General features: G+C 42.5%; 17 protein-coding genes. 13 read left to right on the top strand and 4 right to left on the bottom strand.

Annotated features, from left to right (window positions below; genetic code table 11):
• Positions 1-70: 70 nt before the first annotated feature.
• Positions 71-409, top strand: a complete 339-nt coding sequence (gene yodB, locus NX903_RS09895) for a transcriptional regulator YodB (protein ID WP_004399427.1) — start codon at positions 71-73, stop codon at positions 407-409.
• A gap of 378 nt (positions 410-787) precedes the next feature.
• Here the strand turns inward: yodB and NX903_RS09890 are convergent, their stop codons facing one another.
• Positions 788-1177, bottom strand: coding sequence for a tautomerase family protein (locus NX903_RS09890; RefSeq protein WP_014477090.1), 390 nt, complete (start codon positions 1175-1177; stop codon positions 788-790).
• A 364-nt stretch (positions 1178-1541) separates the two neighbouring features.
• On the opposite strand from NX903_RS09890, the gene NX903_RS09885 reads away from it, so the two are divergent.
• Together NX903_RS09885 and NX903_RS09880 are read left to right on the top strand one after the other, a co-directional pair.
• A complete protein-coding gene (locus tag NX903_RS09885) occupies positions 1542-2876 on the top strand; it encodes a gluconate:H+ symporter (protein WP_015251887.1) in 1335 nt (444 codons plus the stop codon).
• A gap of 84 nt (positions 2877-2960) precedes the next feature.
• Positions 2961-3197, top strand: coding sequence for a hypothetical protein (locus tag NX903_RS09880; RefSeq protein ID WP_004399366.1), 237 nt, complete (start codon positions 2961-2963; stop codon positions 3195-3197).
• 33 nt (positions 3198-3230) lie between these two features.
• Here NX903_RS09880 and gerT read toward each other — a convergent pair whose 3' ends face one another.
• Positions 3231-3704: a spore germination protein GerT gene (gene gerT, locus NX903_RS09875; RefSeq protein WP_015383878.1), complete on the bottom strand. Its 474-nt coding sequence runs from the start codon at positions 3702-3704 to the stop codon at positions 3231-3233.
• 98 nt (positions 3705-3802) lie between these two features.
• Between gerT and rarD the strand changes: the two genes are divergently transcribed.
• The 4 genes from rarD (at position 3803) to bshB2 (ending at position 6084) form a co-directional block, all read left to right on the top strand.
• Positions 3803-4699, top strand: coding sequence for an EamA family transporter RarD (gene rarD / locus NX903_RS09870; protein WP_041849928.1), 897 nt, complete (start codon positions 3803-3805; stop codon positions 4697-4699).
• A 75-nt stretch (positions 4700-4774) separates the two neighbouring features.
• Positions 4775-5053 carry a hypothetical protein gene (locus NX903_RS09865; protein ID WP_003231211.1) on the top strand — a complete coding sequence of 93 codons (279 nt, stop codon included), beginning with the start codon at positions 4775-4777 and terminating at the stop codon, positions 5051-5053.
• Positions 5050-5400, top strand: a complete 351-nt coding sequence (locus NX903_RS09860) for a YojF family protein (RefSeq protein WP_003231213.1) — start codon at positions 5050-5052, stop codon at positions 5398-5400. The genes NX903_RS09865 and NX903_RS09860 overlap by 4 nt, the downstream gene beginning before the upstream one ends.
• An 18-nt stretch (positions 5401-5418) precedes the next feature.
• Positions 5419-6084 carry a bacillithiol biosynthesis deacetylase BshB2 gene (gene bshB2, locus NX903_RS09855; RefSeq protein ID WP_003231215.1) on the top strand — a complete coding sequence of 222 codons (666 nt, stop codon included), beginning with the start codon at positions 5419-5421 and terminating at the stop codon, positions 6082-6084.
• 25 nt (positions 6085-6109) lie between these two features.
• Here the strand turns inward: bshB2 and rsbRC are convergent, their stop codons facing one another.
• Both rsbRC and NX903_RS09845 read right to left on the bottom strand, forming a co-directional pair.
• Complete coding sequence (gene rsbRC, locus NX903_RS09850; RefSeq protein ID WP_085187497.1) at positions 6110-6958, bottom strand: RsbT co-antagonist RsbRC; 849 nt, start codon at positions 6956-6958, stop codon at positions 6110-6112.
• Positions 6959-6973: 15 nt separating this feature from the next.
• The gene (locus NX903_RS09845) at positions 6974-8332 is read right to left on the bottom strand and encodes an MATE family efflux transporter (RefSeq protein WP_086343946.1); all 1359 of its coding nucleotides are present in this window, start codon (positions 8330-8332) and stop codon (positions 6974-6976) included.
• A 265-nt stretch (positions 8333-8597) separates the two neighbouring features.
• Here NX903_RS09845 and cdaS point away from each other — a divergent pair, with 265 nt between their 5' ends.
• The 6 genes from cdaS (at position 8598) to NX903_RS09815 (ending at position 15887) form a co-directional block, all read left to right on the top strand.
• Entirely contained in the window at positions 8598-9221 is a 624-nt protein-coding gene (gene cdaS, locus NX903_RS09840) for a cyclic di-AMP synthase CdaS (protein WP_072174170.1), read from the top strand.
• 235 nt (positions 9222-9456) lie between these two features.
• Complete coding sequence (locus tag NX903_RS09835; RefSeq protein ID WP_086343945.1) at positions 9457-10674, top strand: macrolide family glycosyltransferase; 1218 nt, start codon at positions 9457-9459, stop codon at positions 10672-10674.
• 381 nt (positions 10675-11055) lie between these two features.
• Positions 11056-12300, top strand: a complete 1245-nt coding sequence (gene cwlS, locus NX903_RS09830) for a D-gamma-glutamyl-meso-diaminopimelic acid endopeptidase CwlS (protein WP_086343944.1) — start codon at positions 11056-11058, stop codon at positions 12298-12300.
• Between the two features lie 92 nt (positions 12301-12392).
• Positions 12393-12983 carry a superoxide dismutase family protein gene (locus NX903_RS09825; protein ID WP_015251895.1) on the top strand — a complete coding sequence of 197 codons (591 nt, stop codon included), beginning with the start codon at positions 12393-12395 and terminating at the stop codon, positions 12981-12983.
• 62 nt (positions 12984-13045) lie between these two features.
• Entirely contained in the window at positions 13046-13960 is a 915-nt protein-coding gene (locus NX903_RS09820; RefSeq protein WP_010886530.1) for an AAA family ATPase, read from the top strand.
• A gap of 10 nt (positions 13961-13970) precedes the next feature.
• Positions 13971-15887: a nitric oxide reductase activation protein NorD gene (locus NX903_RS09815; protein WP_086343943.1), complete on the top strand. Its 1917-nt coding sequence runs from the start codon at positions 13971-13973 to the stop codon at positions 15885-15887.
• Positions 15888-15958: the final 71 nt, after the last annotated feature.

Here is a 15958-nt window from a genome sequence, read left to right as displayed (position 1 = left end):
TGTAACTTGAAAGATTATTGTAATGGATCATTGAATACATGTCAATCAATAGATGAAGGGATGAAGACTTGTGGGAAATACGATGTGCCCTAAAATGGAATCCGCATTCTCATTGCTGGGAAAACGATGGAACGGTCTGATCATCCATGTGCTAATGGATGGGCCGAAACGGTTTAAAGAGATAACGGAAACAATACCGATGATCAGCCAAAAAATGTTGGCAGAGCGCTTGAAGGAGCTTGAACAAAACGAGATTGTCGAACGGCAGGTTCTCCCTGAAACGCCGGTCAAAGTCATCTACACGCTAACTGAAAAAGGAACAGCGCTTCAAGCTGTATTTCAAGAAATGCAGGCATGGGCCGATCAATTTTGCGAGCCTGGTGACACAGTGTGTGAAGAAGAGAAATAAGGAAAGCGGCACCTGAAAAAGAGCCTTTGTTTCCATGGTGAGTCATGTAAGTACGGTTCACACCCGTTTACATGACTTTTTATATTTGTCAGACTGACATTTCCGGATTGGCAAAAGTGTCATGTTCATGGAAATGATCAATAAGTTATAGCATCCAACCTGTTGTAAATGGGGATTATGAGTTATCTTATTATGCAAATCAGCAAAATTTTATATTTTCGGCCAAAGTCAGCTTCCAATTGGCATTTAAACCGAATCTAAAAGGAGATCCAGGTTTTTCGTATTGCTGGATGCTTCTATACTGATGACTTCCGCATTTATGAAAAAAAGAGAGAGCTTCTTTGGAGCTCTCTCTTTTTTTTATGGGGAGACGAAATCTTATAGTTTTCCATTCAAAAATTGCGCCTCACCGAGACCGAAACTCCAGTCTGCGTCACCATTCTCAGTAATAGATACCATGAGGTCTTCAGGGGAAATTCCGCATTTTTCTTCTAACCTTTCAGCAAGCAGAGCATACAATTTTTCCTTTTGGCTTTCGGTTCTTGCTTTGCTTGTCATGCTAATGATGACCAGATCCTTGGTTCTCTGAAACCCTAATCCCGTATCCTGGATTATAAGCTCGTTTGCGGGATGCTGATGGACAATTTGATAACGGTCTCTTTCCGGAACACCAAACGCTTCAACCATCGCTTGGTGAGCAGTATCTAATAACAATTGCAGCGATTTTTCGTCACGGCCTTCAATTACATCAAAACGCAATAATGGCATGTGTACTCCTCCTCTTGTGAAGTTGTTATCCGTCTGTTCTCATATTGTCTCATTTGCTTCCAGACAATGGAGAGATATAATGATTGGCAGTCAACTTTAAAAAACATAACATATAACCAAAAGTTAATCAACATATAACTAATAAATCATTGAGTTAGGTGGTAGGTAATCGAGACAAGCTCATAAAAACGATTGACAGTCATTGATTAGGAGATTAGTATGAACATATTAGTTGATCAAAAGATAACAATCATATAACCAAGACGTTTTTAGTTATTAATGAAAGCGCTTTCTGTTCATCTAGGCATGAAAAGCGCCAAAACATTGTCGCGAGAATCATATAAAACACTTTTGGAGGGGTACCATGCCGATTTTAATTGTAGCTGTCGGAGTGCTGATTCTGTTATTTCTCATTATTAAAGTAAAATTAAATACCTTTGTCTCACTGATTGTCGTTTCATTTTTAGTTGCCATCGGACTTGGAATGGATATCAATAAAATTGTTCTTTCAATTGAGGCTGGAATTGGCGGGCAGCTGGGGCATTTAGCTTTAGTGTTTGGACTTGGCGCGATGCTTGGGAGGCTTGTCTCAGATGCTGGGGGCGGCTATCGGATCGCCATTACGCTGATTGACAAATTCGGGAGGAAACGAATACAGGCGGCGGTTGTAGTTGCCTCTTTTATCATCGGTATTGCGCTGTTTTTTGAAGTGGGTCTTGTTCTGTTGATACCGATTGTTTACGCGATTGCTAAAGAATTAAAAATGCCTTTTCTGTATCTGGGAATCCCGATGGCCGCCGCCTTAAATGTTACTCACGGATTTTTGCCCCCGCATCCTGCTCCAACTGCTATCTCAGTTGCATACGGTGCCCATATTGGCCAGGTGCTGCTTTTTGGAATCATCATCGCTGTTCCGACAACTGTGATTGCCGGGCCATTATTTAATAAATTTGCGATGAAACGGTTTCCTGGTGCGTATCAAAAGCATGGAAACCTATCGGGGTTAGGACCAAGGAAAGAATTTCAGCTGGATGAAACACCGGGCTTTGCGATCAGTGCTGTCACGTCTTTATTCCCGGTTATCTTTATGGCAATGGCAACAATTTTTTCTTTATTATTGAGTGAACATTCAAAAGGAAAAGACATTATAGAATTTATCGGCACTCCGGGAACGGCAATGCTCATTTCGCTGTTGCTTGCACTCTATACGATGGGATATGCCCGTAAAATATCTATGCAGGAAATCAGCAGATCTATTTCAGAATCAATTTCGCAAATTGCGATGATGCTGCTCATCATAGGAGGGGGAGGAGCGTTTAAACAGGTGCTGATTGCCGGCGGAGTCGGCGATTATGTCGCTGATTTTTTCCGTCAAACAAACATGTCGCCGCTATTCGTTGCATGGACCATCGCCGCGGTTCTGCGTCTGTGTCTAGGCTCTGCTACCGTGGCTGCGCTTACCACAGCGGGAATGGCAGCTCCGCTTATGGAGGCTGGCAGTGTAAACCCTGCGTTAATGGTGCTTGCAACAGGAGCCGGCAGTGTCATTGCGTGTCATGTAAATGATGCAGGATTTTGGATGGTAAAGGAATTTTTCGGCTTGAGCATGAAAGAAACATTTCAAACCTGGACGTTGCTTACAACAGTTCTTTCGGTTACAGGACTCGGCTGTGTGTTATTGGCAGGGCTTGTGATGTAACAATCATAGACAGTCCGTAGCCCAATCGTTTTTCTTCCTTGCTGAATACTTTACGTATAGGCAGACATAAAGGAGGAAAAAATCATGTACCCTCATCATTCGTATTTACGCGGAATCCCAGGTCCAGCCGGATATCCGGCGCGTAGTCCTTTTTTGTTTGGCGCTCCTCTAGTCGGCGGTTTATTAGGCGGTTTTCTCGGGAGTGCGCTGTTTAACTATTCTCGTCCCTATGCCTATCCTCCTGGCCCTTATGGATATGGAGGCGGACCGTACGGTTTTGGTGCCGGCGTGCCATACGGGGGATATCCCGGCTTCTATTAATAAAAACGGCCTGCATCGATTGCAGGCCGTTTTTTATCGGATGATTTCTACCTCGGACATATTGTAGTCTTGCTGCTTTTGAAACATGACTTCCAGAAGGCCATCCTTATAGACGGCTTTTGTTCCTTTGCGTTTGACTAAACAAGGAAGGTTTACTTTTTTCGGATGATCTGCTCTTGGGAAGTTTTCCAACCATAATTCGTGAGATGTGTGTTTGATTCTCACTTGTTCCAGCCATTCTTCGCTGATTGGCACCTTTACAAACACATGGTCTGCAGTTTCGAATATATCAATATCAGGTTTGACATCAGGTTTTGCATCAGGTTTGGCGGGCTGTTCTTTTTGGGGGAGAGGATCGCGGAAAGGAAATTGAGCCGCATAATCACTGCCGAACACACTTTCCATCACACGATTGACATACGTTTCAACTTCTTTCGGATCAGCTTTTTTTAATGCTTCTTTAGAAAATTGATTGTGGAAAGGAAAGTACTTGTTCCACTCAAACATTGTCTTCACATCCTTTCTTCACGGACAAAATAGTATATGCCCGCCAGATCTTTCACGTGATATAATATAAGATGCTCTAAAGAAAGGCAGGGATATAAATGCAATATTCAGAAACAAAAAAAGGCGTTATTTACACAGCCGTTTCCTTTATCATGTGGGGCCTGTTTCCACTCTATTGGAAGCTTCTCGAACAGCTGCCGGCTCTTGATATTTTGGCTCATCGTATTATATGGTCTTTTGTTTTTATGTGTATCGTACTTTTTTTCTTGCGGCAATGGAAAATAGGATGGCAGGAGCTGCGCTCTCTGAAAAAGAACGGAGGGATCCTCTCTTTATTTCTTGCTTCTATCCTGATTTCGATCAACTGGTTTGTATACATATGGGCTGTCAACCATGGCTTTTTGCTTGAGGCTAGTCTTGGCTATTACATTAATCCGCTTGTATCAGTGCTCCTTGGGATTTTATTTTTAAAGGAAAAGCTGAATCGCCTGCAATTAGTGGCCGTTTCGATTGCGGCAGCCGGTGTCATCATCTCGGCGTTCCAATACGGCTCCATTCCTTATGTTGCGCTTCTGCTTGCATTCAGCTTTGGGCTGTACGGGTTAAGCAAAAAAAGAACAAGCCTGCCGAGCGCCATCGGATTAACGCTGGAAACATTCATGATTATGCCCATTGCATTGGGGTATTTGCTGTTCAGTGGACATGATCAGCCAGCGGGTGCAGAAAGCGGAGGGACGTGGCTGCTTCTCTTTTTGGCCGGTGTGTTTACGGCTTTGCCGCTCTTATTGTTTGCGGAAGGAGCGAAACGGCTACCACTGTATCAAGTCGGTATCTTACAATATATTGCGCCGACCATTACCCTGCTGATCGGGCTGTTTGTTTACCATGAGCCATTTTCAAGCTCGAAGGCTTTTACATTCAGCTGTATATGGGCTGCGCTGCTCTTGTTTACGTTTTCACAAGTGAAGTGGAAACGGGCGTCAAAAAGCCATTGAGGCCTTTGGCTTTTCAGCTGATGCATATATTATGTATAATCATTTCATGTATGTAAGACATAAAGGAGCAAGACGATGGACAATGATAAAGAGATAGTGAAAGCCTATGCTTCACTTTGGAATAACCGATCTCTCGCACATGATGACGCAGAAGCGGTAGCAGAGGCGATTGATCTTGAGCTCTTGGATAAACGAACACATCCAAGACTCCGAAAACCGATGCTGGAAAAATATTTTGCCGCGATTCAGCGCATTGTGAATTCACAGCTCGAACCGGCTGTGAAATATCAGCTGGTCAAATTACATACAGAACGTGCAGAGTATTTAAAAGAAGAAAGAGGGGAGCAATCATGAAAGCGATCATAAAAGAAGATGTGCAAGCATCTTTAGAACGATATGCGGACCGCCCTGTATATATCCATTTAGAAACCACCACAGGTTCTTATTCAGCGCACTTAAATGAAAAGAACATGACGGTTGTTGCGTATATCCGCAATGCAAAAGTCACTTATCATCAGGCAAAAATCAAAGGCAACGGACCTTACCGCGTTGGCTTGAAAACAGAAGAAGGCTGGATTTATGCTGAAGGCTTGACTGAATACACGGTAGATGAAGAAAACCGTTTATTAATGGCGGGACATCTGCCGGGCGGTAAACTGGCTATTTCTCTGCAAATCAGCGAAAAACCGTTCACAGTTTAAAGAAAAGGGTGAATAATAATGAAAGAACATGTACTAGTAATCCTGCCTCACCCTGATGATGAATCATATGGAGTGGCAGGCCTCATTGCCTTAAACAGAAAAAAAGACATTCCCGTTACGTATGCCTGCGCCACTTTAGGTGAAATGGGCAGAAATATGGGCGATCCATTTTTCGCGAATCGTGAAACGTTGCCGCTATTAAGAAAACAAGAGCTCATCAATGCCTGCAAAGAAATGGATATCAATGACCTTCGTATGCTTGGACTCCGTGACAAAACGCTCGAATTTGAAGACGATGAGTATCTAGCTGATATCATGGAAGAGATCATAGATGATGTAAAACCAAGTTTAATTGTCACATTTTATCCCGGACACGGTGTGCACCCTGACCATGATGCATGCGGGGAAGCGGTTATCCGTGCATTGTACCGCAAAAAGAAAGAAGACCGTCCGCGTACAATCTGCATGGCCATTACCCGCAACAGAGAAGAGGTTCTCGGCGAAGCTGATGTCGTGCTTGATATCAAAGAAGTAGCTGATATTAAAATGAATGCGTTAAGAGCTCACCGCACACAAACAGAAGGCATGCTCAGAGAGCTTGAAGAGAAATTGAAAAATAATGAACCTGTTATGGCAACATGGTTTGAAGAAGAAATATATTGGACGTATCAATGGAATGATTAATCAAAAAGGTATAAGGCCTTAAGCCTTATACCTTTTTTAATTTTAAGTCCGATGCAATTGCTGAAGCGAGAGTGGATCTCAAGGAAATACCTTCGAAAGACAAACCTAGCTGAACCGCTGTTTGCGCGATTTCCGGACGGATTCCAGACAAAGTTGAAGAAACACCGATTAAACGAAGCGCCTCAATCAGACTGAACAGCTGATGGGCAACCATCGTATCAATCACAGCTACTCCTGACAAATCAATATACAGTTGTGTCACCTTTTTTTTCGCACATTGATGCAGTGTGTTTTCCATAATCAGCTTGGCGCGGACTGTATCAATATCTCCGATTAAAGGCAGCAGTCCGACGCTGTGAAACAGCACGATGACCGGAGCGCTCAATTCAGTAATCATATCTTTTTGGGCCTGAAGCTGAAGGCTTGTGTTTTTGTACATTTCTTCTATAAAAATATGAATCACAAGATCAAACGCTTTTATAAGGGCGTGATACAGGTCTTCGGCTTCTTCGCTTTTCACAGTATCCTGATTGAGATGGACAAATTCTTTCACATAAGAAACATATAAATCTCTCACTCTGACAAACTCCCGAATAATATAGTGGATAGGAGTTTTTAAATGCTCTTGATCCTGTGTGACTTCAAAGGCCCATTCTTTCAGTATAGGCAAGTATATGTCCTCATCATCTATAAAAATACGGTTTATTTTATAGTTAAAGGCAAGATTCTGGCTCTTTAAATTGTGAATGACAACAGGGTCTGTTGAGGCATAAATGGAATTGGGATCAGTCTCCTCGATTGTTTCATACCATGTTGAACTGATGGTTTCCGCATGCTGGGAAAGATACTCGAATAATTTTTTGTTTTTTGCCATGATTGATCACCTCTTTTAAATGTGTTGTTTTTGCGAATAACGTTTTTGCAGTTTTGCCAGCCTGAAAAACAGCCCAACTGCTCCGGCGGCGAGTCCCGCTATTAATCCAATCCAATAGCCGAATGCACCGAGGCTTGTAAACGTACCGACCATATAACCGACCGGAAGGCCAATGACCCAGTAAGAGACAAAAGCGGCCGCAAGCGTATAGTTCACATCTTTGTACCCTCTGAGTGCTCCCTGGATCGGTGCGGCAACAGCATCGGAAAGCTGAAAAAATAGCGCATAAATTAAAAAGTGCTGTGTCAGCCGGAGCACATCGGGGTCAGAAGTGTACATGCCCGCAATTTGCTCTCTGAATAAAAGGATAAAGGCGGCAGTGAACAAAGAAAAGCCGATCGCCATCATGATGCCGATTAAGCTATATGAGCGTGCATCCTTAAAACGGGCTGCACCAGCTTCAAACCCGACAACAATTGTTAGAGCCATGGACACGCTAAGCGGCAGCATATATAAAAGAGACGCAAAATTCATGGCTGCCTGGTGGGACGCGATGGTCACTGTATGAAAATGGCTCATTAGAAGCGTGACAGCTGCGAAAATGCTCGTTTCAAAAAACACGGCGAACCCAATAGGCAGCCCGATTTTGAGCAAATTTTTGCATGCTTTCCAAGAGAACTTATACATGGTAAGAAAAATCCCGTATTCAGAAAACGGTGCGTTTTTATGAATAATGAAAAAACTGATGATGCAGATACACCAATAAGTTAACGCGGATGCCAGCCCCGCGCCTACACCCCCAAGTGCCGGCATTCCGAACTTCCCGAAGATAAATACATAATTCAATACAAAATTGATTGGAAGAGAACTGAGTGTAATCATCATGGTGACTCTCGTTTTTCCTAATGAGTCGATGAATGATCTCAACACGGTGTAAACAAATAAAGGGAAAATTCCCAGTGATAAAAAGCCTAAAAAGTGTTTAGCAATCTGATGCACGTGAATATCAAGGTTCAATCGGCCAAGAATAAGGTCAACTGCAGCATATCCAATCACTAAAACGGCGATGCTAAGAAGCGCGGCCACGTATACAGCCTGTAAAACAGTAAAGGGGATCTTCTGTTTTTTCTCTGCACCTAATAACTGAGCGACAATCGGGGTGACCGCCATTAATATACCTGCAAGTCCTGTGTAAACAGGGGTCCAAAGGCTTGAGCCAATCGCGACACCCGCTAAATCAGCGGGGCTGACTTTCCCTGACATCACCGTATCTAGAAAAGTCATTAGAGAAAGCCCCGCCTGGGTAATGAATATCGGTATTAAAATGTGCAAGAGCTGTTTGATTTTTTCCCGGGCATTTTGAGTTTCTTTCATACATTGATCTCCGTTTCTTTTTCATAACGAGAGAAATTATAACATTTTATGTATAAAAAGCAATGAACGCCGGGCCTATTCTTTTTTTGTCGGTTTCGTTTTTCTAAACATTTGGGCATAAATAAAAGAAAGCGAAATCACGCCTAAAAAGGTGCAAATATACTGAATGATTCTTTCGATTTCCATTCTTTACATCCCTCCTTTACCAATAGAATGTGCATCAATAAGATAAGCATTCGTGAAAAGTTGGAAATTTGAACAGGAGATGAAGATTATGCGCTATGAGCAGATATCAGAAAATGCGTTCAAGGGGAAAATACAGGTGTACCTAGAGCAAATATTAGGTGATGCATCTCTAATCCTGAAAACGCTTCACGAAAAAGACCAGTGTCTTCTTTGTGAATTAGATGAATTAGGGCACATTTTTCAGGACATGCAGGGGATTGCATCCTCCTTTTATTTGCAATCATACATTGAGGAATTTACGCCGGCATTTATTGAGCTGGCCAAGGCGATTAAAGCCTTATCGGAACATAAGCATGGAGCTTTAATTGTGATTGAAAGAGCAGACCCGGTTGAACATTTTATTCAAAAAGGCACCTCCCTACACGCCGAGATCAGCTCTTCATTAATTGAAAGCATCTTTTTTCCCGGAAACCCTCTTCATGACGGCGCTTTATTAGTGAGGGAAAACAAACTCGTGTCAGCAGCCAATGTGCTCCCGCTGACGACGAAGGAAGTGGATATCCATTTGGGAACCCGGCACCGGGCGGCTCTCGGTATGTCGGGATATACGGATGCACTGGTGCTCGTGGTTTCAGAGGAAACAGGGAAGATGTCGTTTGCCAAAGACGGTGTATTATATCCGTTAATTTCACCAAGAACGTAAAAATAATAAAAAGGGCCTGATTAAGAATCCTATCATGAGACAAAATGACTGAATTCGCATCTTTATTAAAGCATTCGCTTCAAGCTGAATGCTTTTTGTCTTGAAGACAGGAAATATAAACTGGTAGAAAAGTTATATGTAATGAATATTAATTAAGTGAAATACTTTACCTGTTTATGTATTTATAGTACCGTATAAAATATTACATAAATTTTCAAAGGAAGGGTGCTGCCGCATGGCTAATGTATTAATGATCGGTTTCCCCGGTGAAGGGCATATTAATCCCTCTATCGGTGTGATGAAGGAGCTGAAATCCCGGGGAGAAAACATTACGTACTACGCAGTGAAGGAATATAAAGAAAAAATCACAGCTCTTGATATAGAGTTTCGTGAGTATCATGATTTCAGAGGAGATTACTTCGGGAAAAACGCAACCGGCGATGAAGAAAGAGATTTCACAGAAATGCTCTGCGCTTTTTTGAAAGCCTGTAAGGATATCGCGACTCATATTTATGAGGAAGTCAAACATGAATCGTATGATTATGTCATATATGATCACCATCTTCTCGCGGGTAAAGTCATTGCCAACATGCTGAAGCTGCCAAGATTTTCATTGTGTACAACCTTTGCGATGAATGAGGAATTTGCTAAGGAAATGATGGGAGCGTACATGAAAGGATCACTTGAAGATTCGCCTCATTATGAATCATACCAGCAGCTTGCAGAAACTTTAAATGCTGATTTTCAAGCAGAGATCAAGAAGCCATTTGATGTTTTTTTAGCTGATGGTGACTTGACAATCATCTTTACATCAAGGGGATTTCAGCCACTGGATGAGCAATTTGGCGAGCGATATGTATTTGTCGGTCCTTCCATTACAGAAAGAGCCGGAAACAATGATTTCCCATTTGATCAGATTGACAATGAAAACGTGCTGTTTATTTCAATGGGAACCATTTTTAACAATCAAAAGCAGTTTTTTAATCAATGCCTTGAAGTGTGTAAGGACTTTGACGGTAAAGTTGTGCTTTCCATCGGCAAGCATATTAAAACAAGTGAGTTAAACGACATTCCGGAGAATTTCATTGTACGCCCGTATGTCCCTCAGCTTGAGATCTTGAAAAGAGCCAGCTTATTTGTGACCCACGGCGGAATGAACAGCACAAGTGAAGGTTTGTATTTTGAAACCCCGCTCGTTGTCATTCCGATGGGAGGCGACCAATTTGTTGTCGCAGATCAGGTAGAAAAAGTCGGCGCAGGAAAAGTAATTAAAAAGGAAGAATTGTCTGAAAGCCTACTGAAAGAGACGATACAAGAAGTAATGAATAATCGTTCGTATGCTGAAAAGGCAAAAGAAATTGGACAATCACTGAAAGCGGCAGGCGGCTCTAAAAAAGCAGCCGACAGCATTCTTGAAGCTGTAAAACAAAAAACTCAATCAGCAAATGCATAGTGTAAAAGCCTGTTCTTATCGAAAGAACAGGCTTTTTGCCATTTCATAAGAATGCAGAGGAAGGGATTTGACATGCCGATAGAGAATTGATTAGAAAAATAGACAAGAAAGGAGGAGAAACTGCTTCGTTCATCAATAGAAAACCATCATTTTTACCCTCGCTTAAATAGTTCCTTAGACTTTCGAAAAACATATCGTGCTTATGTAAAATGTTAGATGTTTATTTGAAGGTTTAAAGGTCGAACGATGCTGAAAATGCTGCGCCAAATGTTTGAAAAGGGTTTAACTTGCTGAAAAATTGACGATAAAACAGTTGTGTGCCATTTTTGGAAACGAAATACTAGCTGTTTTTGCAAAAAAACAGTTTAGGAGGTTGAATGAATGAAAAAGAAGATTGTAGCCGGCTTGGCTGTTTCTGCAGTTGTTGGGTCGTCGATGGCCGCAGCACCCGCGGAAGCAAAAACGATAAAAGTAAAAAGCGGTGACTCTCTTTGGAAACTTTCCCGCCAGTATGATACGACAATATCAGCTCTGAAATCCGAAAACAAATTGAAATCAACGGTGCTTTATGTCGGACAAAGTCTTAAGGTTCCTGAAAGCAGCAAAAAAAGCACGACATCCTCATCTAATTCAAGCAAAACATCAACATACACAGTTGCATATGGTGATTCCCTATGGATGATTGCTAAAAATCATAAAATGAGTGTTTCTGAGCTTAAAAGCTTAAACAGCCTGAGCAGTGACCTGATTCGTCCGGGGCAAAAGCTTAAGATCAAAGGGACAAGCAGTTCAAGCGGATCAAATGGATCAAAGAAAAACAGCGGTTCCAATTCTTCAGGTTCTTCAAAAAGTACATATACGGTCAAGCTTGGTGACTCACTGTGGAAAATCGCAAACAGCTTAAATATGACTGTAGCCGAATTAAAAACCTTAAATGGCTTAACATCAGATACACTTTATCCTAAACAGGTGCTCAAAATAAAAGGAAGCAGCTCACCTAAGAACGGAAACAGCGGTTCCAAAAAGCCGTCAAACTCCAATCCCTCAAAAACAACGACGTACAAGGTAAAAGCAGGCGATTCGCTGTGGAAAATTGCAAATCGGCTCGGAGTCACTGTCCAAAGCATCCGTGATAAAAACAATTTATCATCGGATGTGTTGCAAATCGGGCAGGTTCTGACTATTTCGGGAGCATCAAAATCTAATCCTTCAAATCCGACAAAGCCAACAAAGCCAAAAGATAACTCAGGGTCAAACATTCAAATAGGCTCGAAGATTGACAGAATGATAACGGAAGCGAAAAAATATGTTGGAGTGCCTTACCGATGGGGCGGAAACACGCCTGCCGGTTTTGATTGCAGCGGCTTCATTTATTACCTCATTAATAATGTATCATCTATATCAAGATTGAGTACGGCAGGATATTGGAATGTCATGCAGAAGGTCAGCCAGCCGTCAGTAGGAGACTTTGTCTTCTTTACCACATATAAATCCGGCCCGTCTCACATGGGGATTTATCTAGGCGGCGGTGATTTTATTCATGCAAGCTCATCGGGCGTCGACATTTCCAATCTCAGCAATTCGTATTGGAAACAGCGGTACTTGGGCGCAAGAAGTTATTTTTAAAAATGAGTATGACAAAAAGCCTTTTATAGGCTTTTTTGTTTATACCAGACAATGATTGACCACACTGTTAGAAAAAACAAGGGGGAGACAGTATGTACCGTCTCTTGCTGTTGATGATGCTGACGGCACTGGGAGTTGCCGGATGCGGACAAAAAAAACCTCCAGACCCTCCTAACAGGGTGCCGGAAAAAAAAGTGGTTGAAACGTCAGCGTTTGGTCATCATGTCCAGTTGGTCAATCGTGAAGGGAAAGCAGTCGGCTTTATAGAGATCAAAGAATCAGATGATGAAGGCCTCGATATTCATATTTCCGCAAACAGCCTGCGTCCAGGTGCTTCTCTCGGTTTTCATATTTATGAGAAAGGTTCTTGTGTCAGGCCGGATTTTGAATCAGCGGGCGGTCCCTTTAATCCACTGAACAAAGAACACGGCTTCAATAATCCGATGGGGCATCATGCCGGAGATCTGCCGAACCTTGAAGTCGGTGCTGATGGAAAGGTAGATGTCATAATGAATGCGCCTGACACTTCACTGAAAAAAGGAAGTAAACTAAATATTCTCGACGAGGACGGAAGTGCATTTATTATTCATGAACAAGCGGACGATTATCTGACAAACCCAAGCGGCAATTCCGGTGCGCGTATTGTCTGCGGAGCCCTTTTGGGAAATAACGAGAAGCAGTAATATCATCCAAGCCCTTTTGTATTGAGCATACAGGGGCTTTTTTAGTATACTCGTTAAGGAATATGAATAGGAAAGGGAATCTGTCTATGACAACACAACTACAGCACTTAACATTGCCGGAAGATATACAACAAAAGCTTTTATCATATAAAGAGCAGCCCATTTCCCCAGAGTTTCAATCGCTTATAGGAACATCAGGCTATGAGGCGGAGGATGAAGCCATTTTATTTGACGCCATTATTGCATTAGCCATGGGGAAAAATGTCCTGCTGAAAGGGCCTACAGGTTCAGGAAAAACAAAGTTGGCAGAAACATTGTCCAGCTATTTTCATAAACCGATGCACAGCGTCAACTGTTCAGTCGACTTGGACGCTGAGGCATTGGTCGGTTATAAAACGATTGAAAATCAATCTGGCCAGGCAACAATCGAGTTTGTTTCAGGACCTGTTACAAAGGCAATGAAGGAAGGACATTTTCTTTATATAGATGAAATCAATATGGCGAAGCCGGAAACACTGCCTATTTTAAACGGTGTATTAGATTACAGAAAAATGATGACAAATCCGTTTACAGGCGAGGTCATACGGGCTAAAAGCGGTTTCGGGGTCATTGCAGCCATCAATGAAGGCTATGTCGGAACTGTTCCTCTGAATGAAGCGTTGAAAAACCGTTTTGTCATCATTGATGTGCCTTATATTAAAGGCGAGCTGCTGAAACAAGTGCTCATGTCTCAGTCAGCCTTGAAAGACGAGAAATTGATTGACAGATTTATCACGCTTTCCTCTGACTTGATCGTTCAGGCCAATAACGGACAGGTGTCTGAAGAAGCGGCATCCATCAGAGCTTTAATCGATACATGTGATTTAGCTGCTTATATTCCGCCGCGTCGTGCCATTGAGCGGGGAATTGTAGAAAAGCTTGATGATGATCGGGAAAAAGCGGCCGTCCGAAATATTGCGGAAACTCTGTTTGAATGAGGGGGCTGCGATGAAATTTATCAAATTTAACGACAGCACAATTGATTCATTTTTATTTATGATGCTGACTGATTTGGCCAAAACACTCACCAAGAGTGAAGCGGTAGAAGTGGAGTATGGCGTTCAGTCCTATTACAATCCATTTGAAAAGAAAATCTATATGAGCCACTTTTGGAAAGACAGGGCAGCTGAGGACATGGAAGCGGGTCTGAAAAGCGACGTCTACCTGCGTTCAGTCGGAACAAGATATAGCTCGCTGCATGAGTTTGCGAACTTTTTGAATGATATCCATCGCCATCTTACGTTTAAAAGTTTTGCCAAGCAGCTCTTTATGCTGCTTGAAGACATTAGAATCGAAGAACGCATCAAACATGAGCGTCCGGGTACGAAACATGTATTTGCGAAGCGAAAAGACATGTACAGAAAACATTTCTCAACTCAGCTGACCTTAAATTTGGAACGAAGCATTTTTACCGATGCGCTCTTTTGCGCGATCTATGTCAAGCTCACAGCGGAATCGCCGCTTGAGACCCTTCCGTCCATGCGTGAAGATATCGATCTGATGCGCCCGTTTATTGAGCAGCAGCTCTTGCGTGTGTATGAAGCAGATTCGACACGGCAGGTTCTGAAAATTGTTGAGGACCTCATGGACGGGCTTGAAGAGGTGCTCGATAAAGACATGTTGAACACCTACTTCTTTTTGCCTGAGCTTGACTACGCAAAAGCTGCAGAACAGCCGTTATTTGAAGAAGAGAAAAAAGCGCCGAAGCTGAGTGATGACATCACGCTTCCAAAACAATCAGACGGTGATGAGGATATCCATGAAGAAGAAATGCCGACATGGCACCGGGAAACAGAAGCACCGTCCAAAAGCTTCCTTCAATTTGATATTGAACACGGCGCAAAATCAGATTTAGGAAAAGATGCTTCAAGGGAAGGCGACGATGGAGATCAGGCCCTTGGCTCTGTTCAAGGATCAGCCAGACAAACGAAACGGAAAGACTATTCCAAGCTGGAAGCGCTGGAGTCCCAAAAAGACCAGCCGAACGGAGCGGGGATGGCTGACGGCAAAGAAAATAAATATGCATTTCCAATTTATAAAGAACCGCAGCCGGCAACCAGTGAAGAAGAGCTTTCTTATAAACAGCAGGCAAAAACGATTGAATCGTATCAAAAGCGTTTGAAACAAATGATTCAAAAAACGCTTGAACATAAAAAAACATTGCCGAGAACAGATCTTCATGCCGGGAGACTGAACAATAAGCTTCTTCGCTACTTCACTGAGCGAAATCCGCGCCTGTTCTACAAAAAGCAAGAACCATCTTCAGAAATCGACGCAGTTTTTACATTGCTGGTCGATTGTTCAGCCAGCATGTTCGACAAAATGGACGAAACAAAACGAGGAATCGTGCTGTTTCACGAAGCGTTGAAATCGGTAGCGGTTCCGCATCAGATTGTCGGGTTCTGGGAGGACACAAATGATGCAACCGAAACAAGCCAGCCAAACTATTTCAATACGGTTATTCCCTTCCAATCATCATTAAGACAAGAGTCTGGACCGGCCATTATGCAGCTTGAGCCAGAAGAAGATAACCGTGACGGGTACGCAATTAGGCAGATGACGAAAAAAATGCTGCATCGCAGCGAGGCGCAAAAGTTCTTAATTGTTTTCTCAGATGGAGAGCCGGCCGCATTTGGCTACGAACAAAATGGGATCGTTGATACAAGTGAGGCGGTTATCGAAGCCCGAAAAAGAGGAATAGAAGTGATAAATGTTTTTCTCTCCAACTCAGAAATAGAAGAATCGCAAATGAAGACGATCCAGGATATGTACGGAAAATTCAGTATATTTGTCCCGGATGTTGATCAGCTACCGGATGTTTTGTATCCGCTGCTGAAAAAACTGCTTCATAAAAGCATAGGATAGCCCTTAATCCTATGCTTTTTGGCGTTTGTTTTTTCGAATGATTAAATTTTTTGTTTTTTATAAAGGTTTTT

The sequence above is a fragment of the Bacillus sp. FSL R5-0576 genome (genome assembly GCF_038004765.1).
Classification (GTDB): Bacteria; Bacillota; Bacilli; order Bacillales; family Bacillaceae; genus Bacillus; species Bacillus subtilis.
Note: the sequence above shows the minus strand (reverse complement) of the source record. Positions and strands in the feature narration are given on the sequence as shown.

What these genes read in the sequence shown, in the direction of transcription:
- bshB2 (WP_003231215.1), top strand. Translation starts at nt 5,419, where the DNA reads ATGAAAGAACATGTACTAGTAATCCTGCCTCACCCTGATGATGAATCA.
- NX903_RS09825 (WP_015251895.1), top strand. Translation starts at nt 12,393, where the DNA reads ATGTACCGTCTCTTGCTGTTGATGATGCTGACGGCACTGGGAGTTGCC.
- cwlS (WP_086343944.1), top strand. Translation starts at nt 11,056, where the DNA reads ATGAAAAAGAAGATTGTAGCCGGCTTGGCTGTTTCTGCAGTTGTTGGG.
- NX903_RS09815 (WP_086343943.1), top strand. Translation starts at nt 13,971, where the DNA reads ATGAAATTTATCAAATTTAACGACAGCACAATTGATTCATTTTTATTT.
- NX903_RS09835 (WP_086343945.1), top strand. Translation starts at nt 9,457, where the DNA reads ATGGCTAATGTATTAATGATCGGTTTCCCCGGTGAAGGGCATATTAAT.
- rarD (WP_041849928.1), top strand. Translation starts at nt 3,803, where the DNA reads ATGCAATATTCAGAAACAAAAAAAGGCGTTATTTACACAGCCGTTTCC.
- NX903_RS09845 (WP_086343946.1), bottom strand. Translation starts at nt 8,332, where the DNA reads ATGAAAGAAACTCAAAATGCCCGGGAAAAAATCAAACAGCTCTTGCAC.
- NX903_RS09885 (WP_015251887.1), top strand. Translation starts at nt 1,542, where the DNA reads ATGCCGATTTTAATTGTAGCTGTCGGAGTGCTGATTCTGTTATTTCTC.
- NX903_RS09880 (WP_004399366.1), top strand. Translation starts at nt 2,961, where the DNA reads ATGTACCCTCATCATTCGTATTTACGCGGAATCCCAGGTCCAGCCGGA.
- rsbRC (WP_085187497.1), bottom strand. Translation starts at nt 6,958, where the DNA reads ATGGCAAAAAACAAAAAATTATTCGAGTATCTTTCCCAGCATGCGGAA.
- NX903_RS09860 (WP_003231213.1), top strand. Translation starts at nt 5,050, where the DNA reads ATGAAAGCGATCATAAAAGAAGATGTGCAAGCATCTTTAGAACGATAT.
- gerT (WP_015383878.1), bottom strand. Translation starts at nt 3,704, where the DNA reads ATGTTTGAGTGGAACAAGTACTTTCCTTTCCACAATCAATTTTCTAAA.
- cdaS (WP_072174170.1), top strand. Translation starts at nt 8,598, where the DNA reads ATGAAGATTATGCGCTATGAGCAGATATCAGAAAATGCGTTCAAGGGG.
- NX903_RS09865 (WP_003231211.1), top strand. Translation starts at nt 4,775, where the DNA reads ATGGACAATGATAAAGAGATAGTGAAAGCCTATGCTTCACTTTGGAAT.
- NX903_RS09820 (WP_010886530.1), top strand. Translation starts at nt 13,046, where the DNA reads ATGAATAGGAAAGGGAATCTGTCTATGACAACACAACTACAGCACTTA.
- NX903_RS09890 (WP_014477090.1), bottom strand. Translation starts at nt 1,177, where the DNA reads ATGCCATTATTGCGTTTTGATGTAATTGAAGGCCGTGACGAAAAATCG.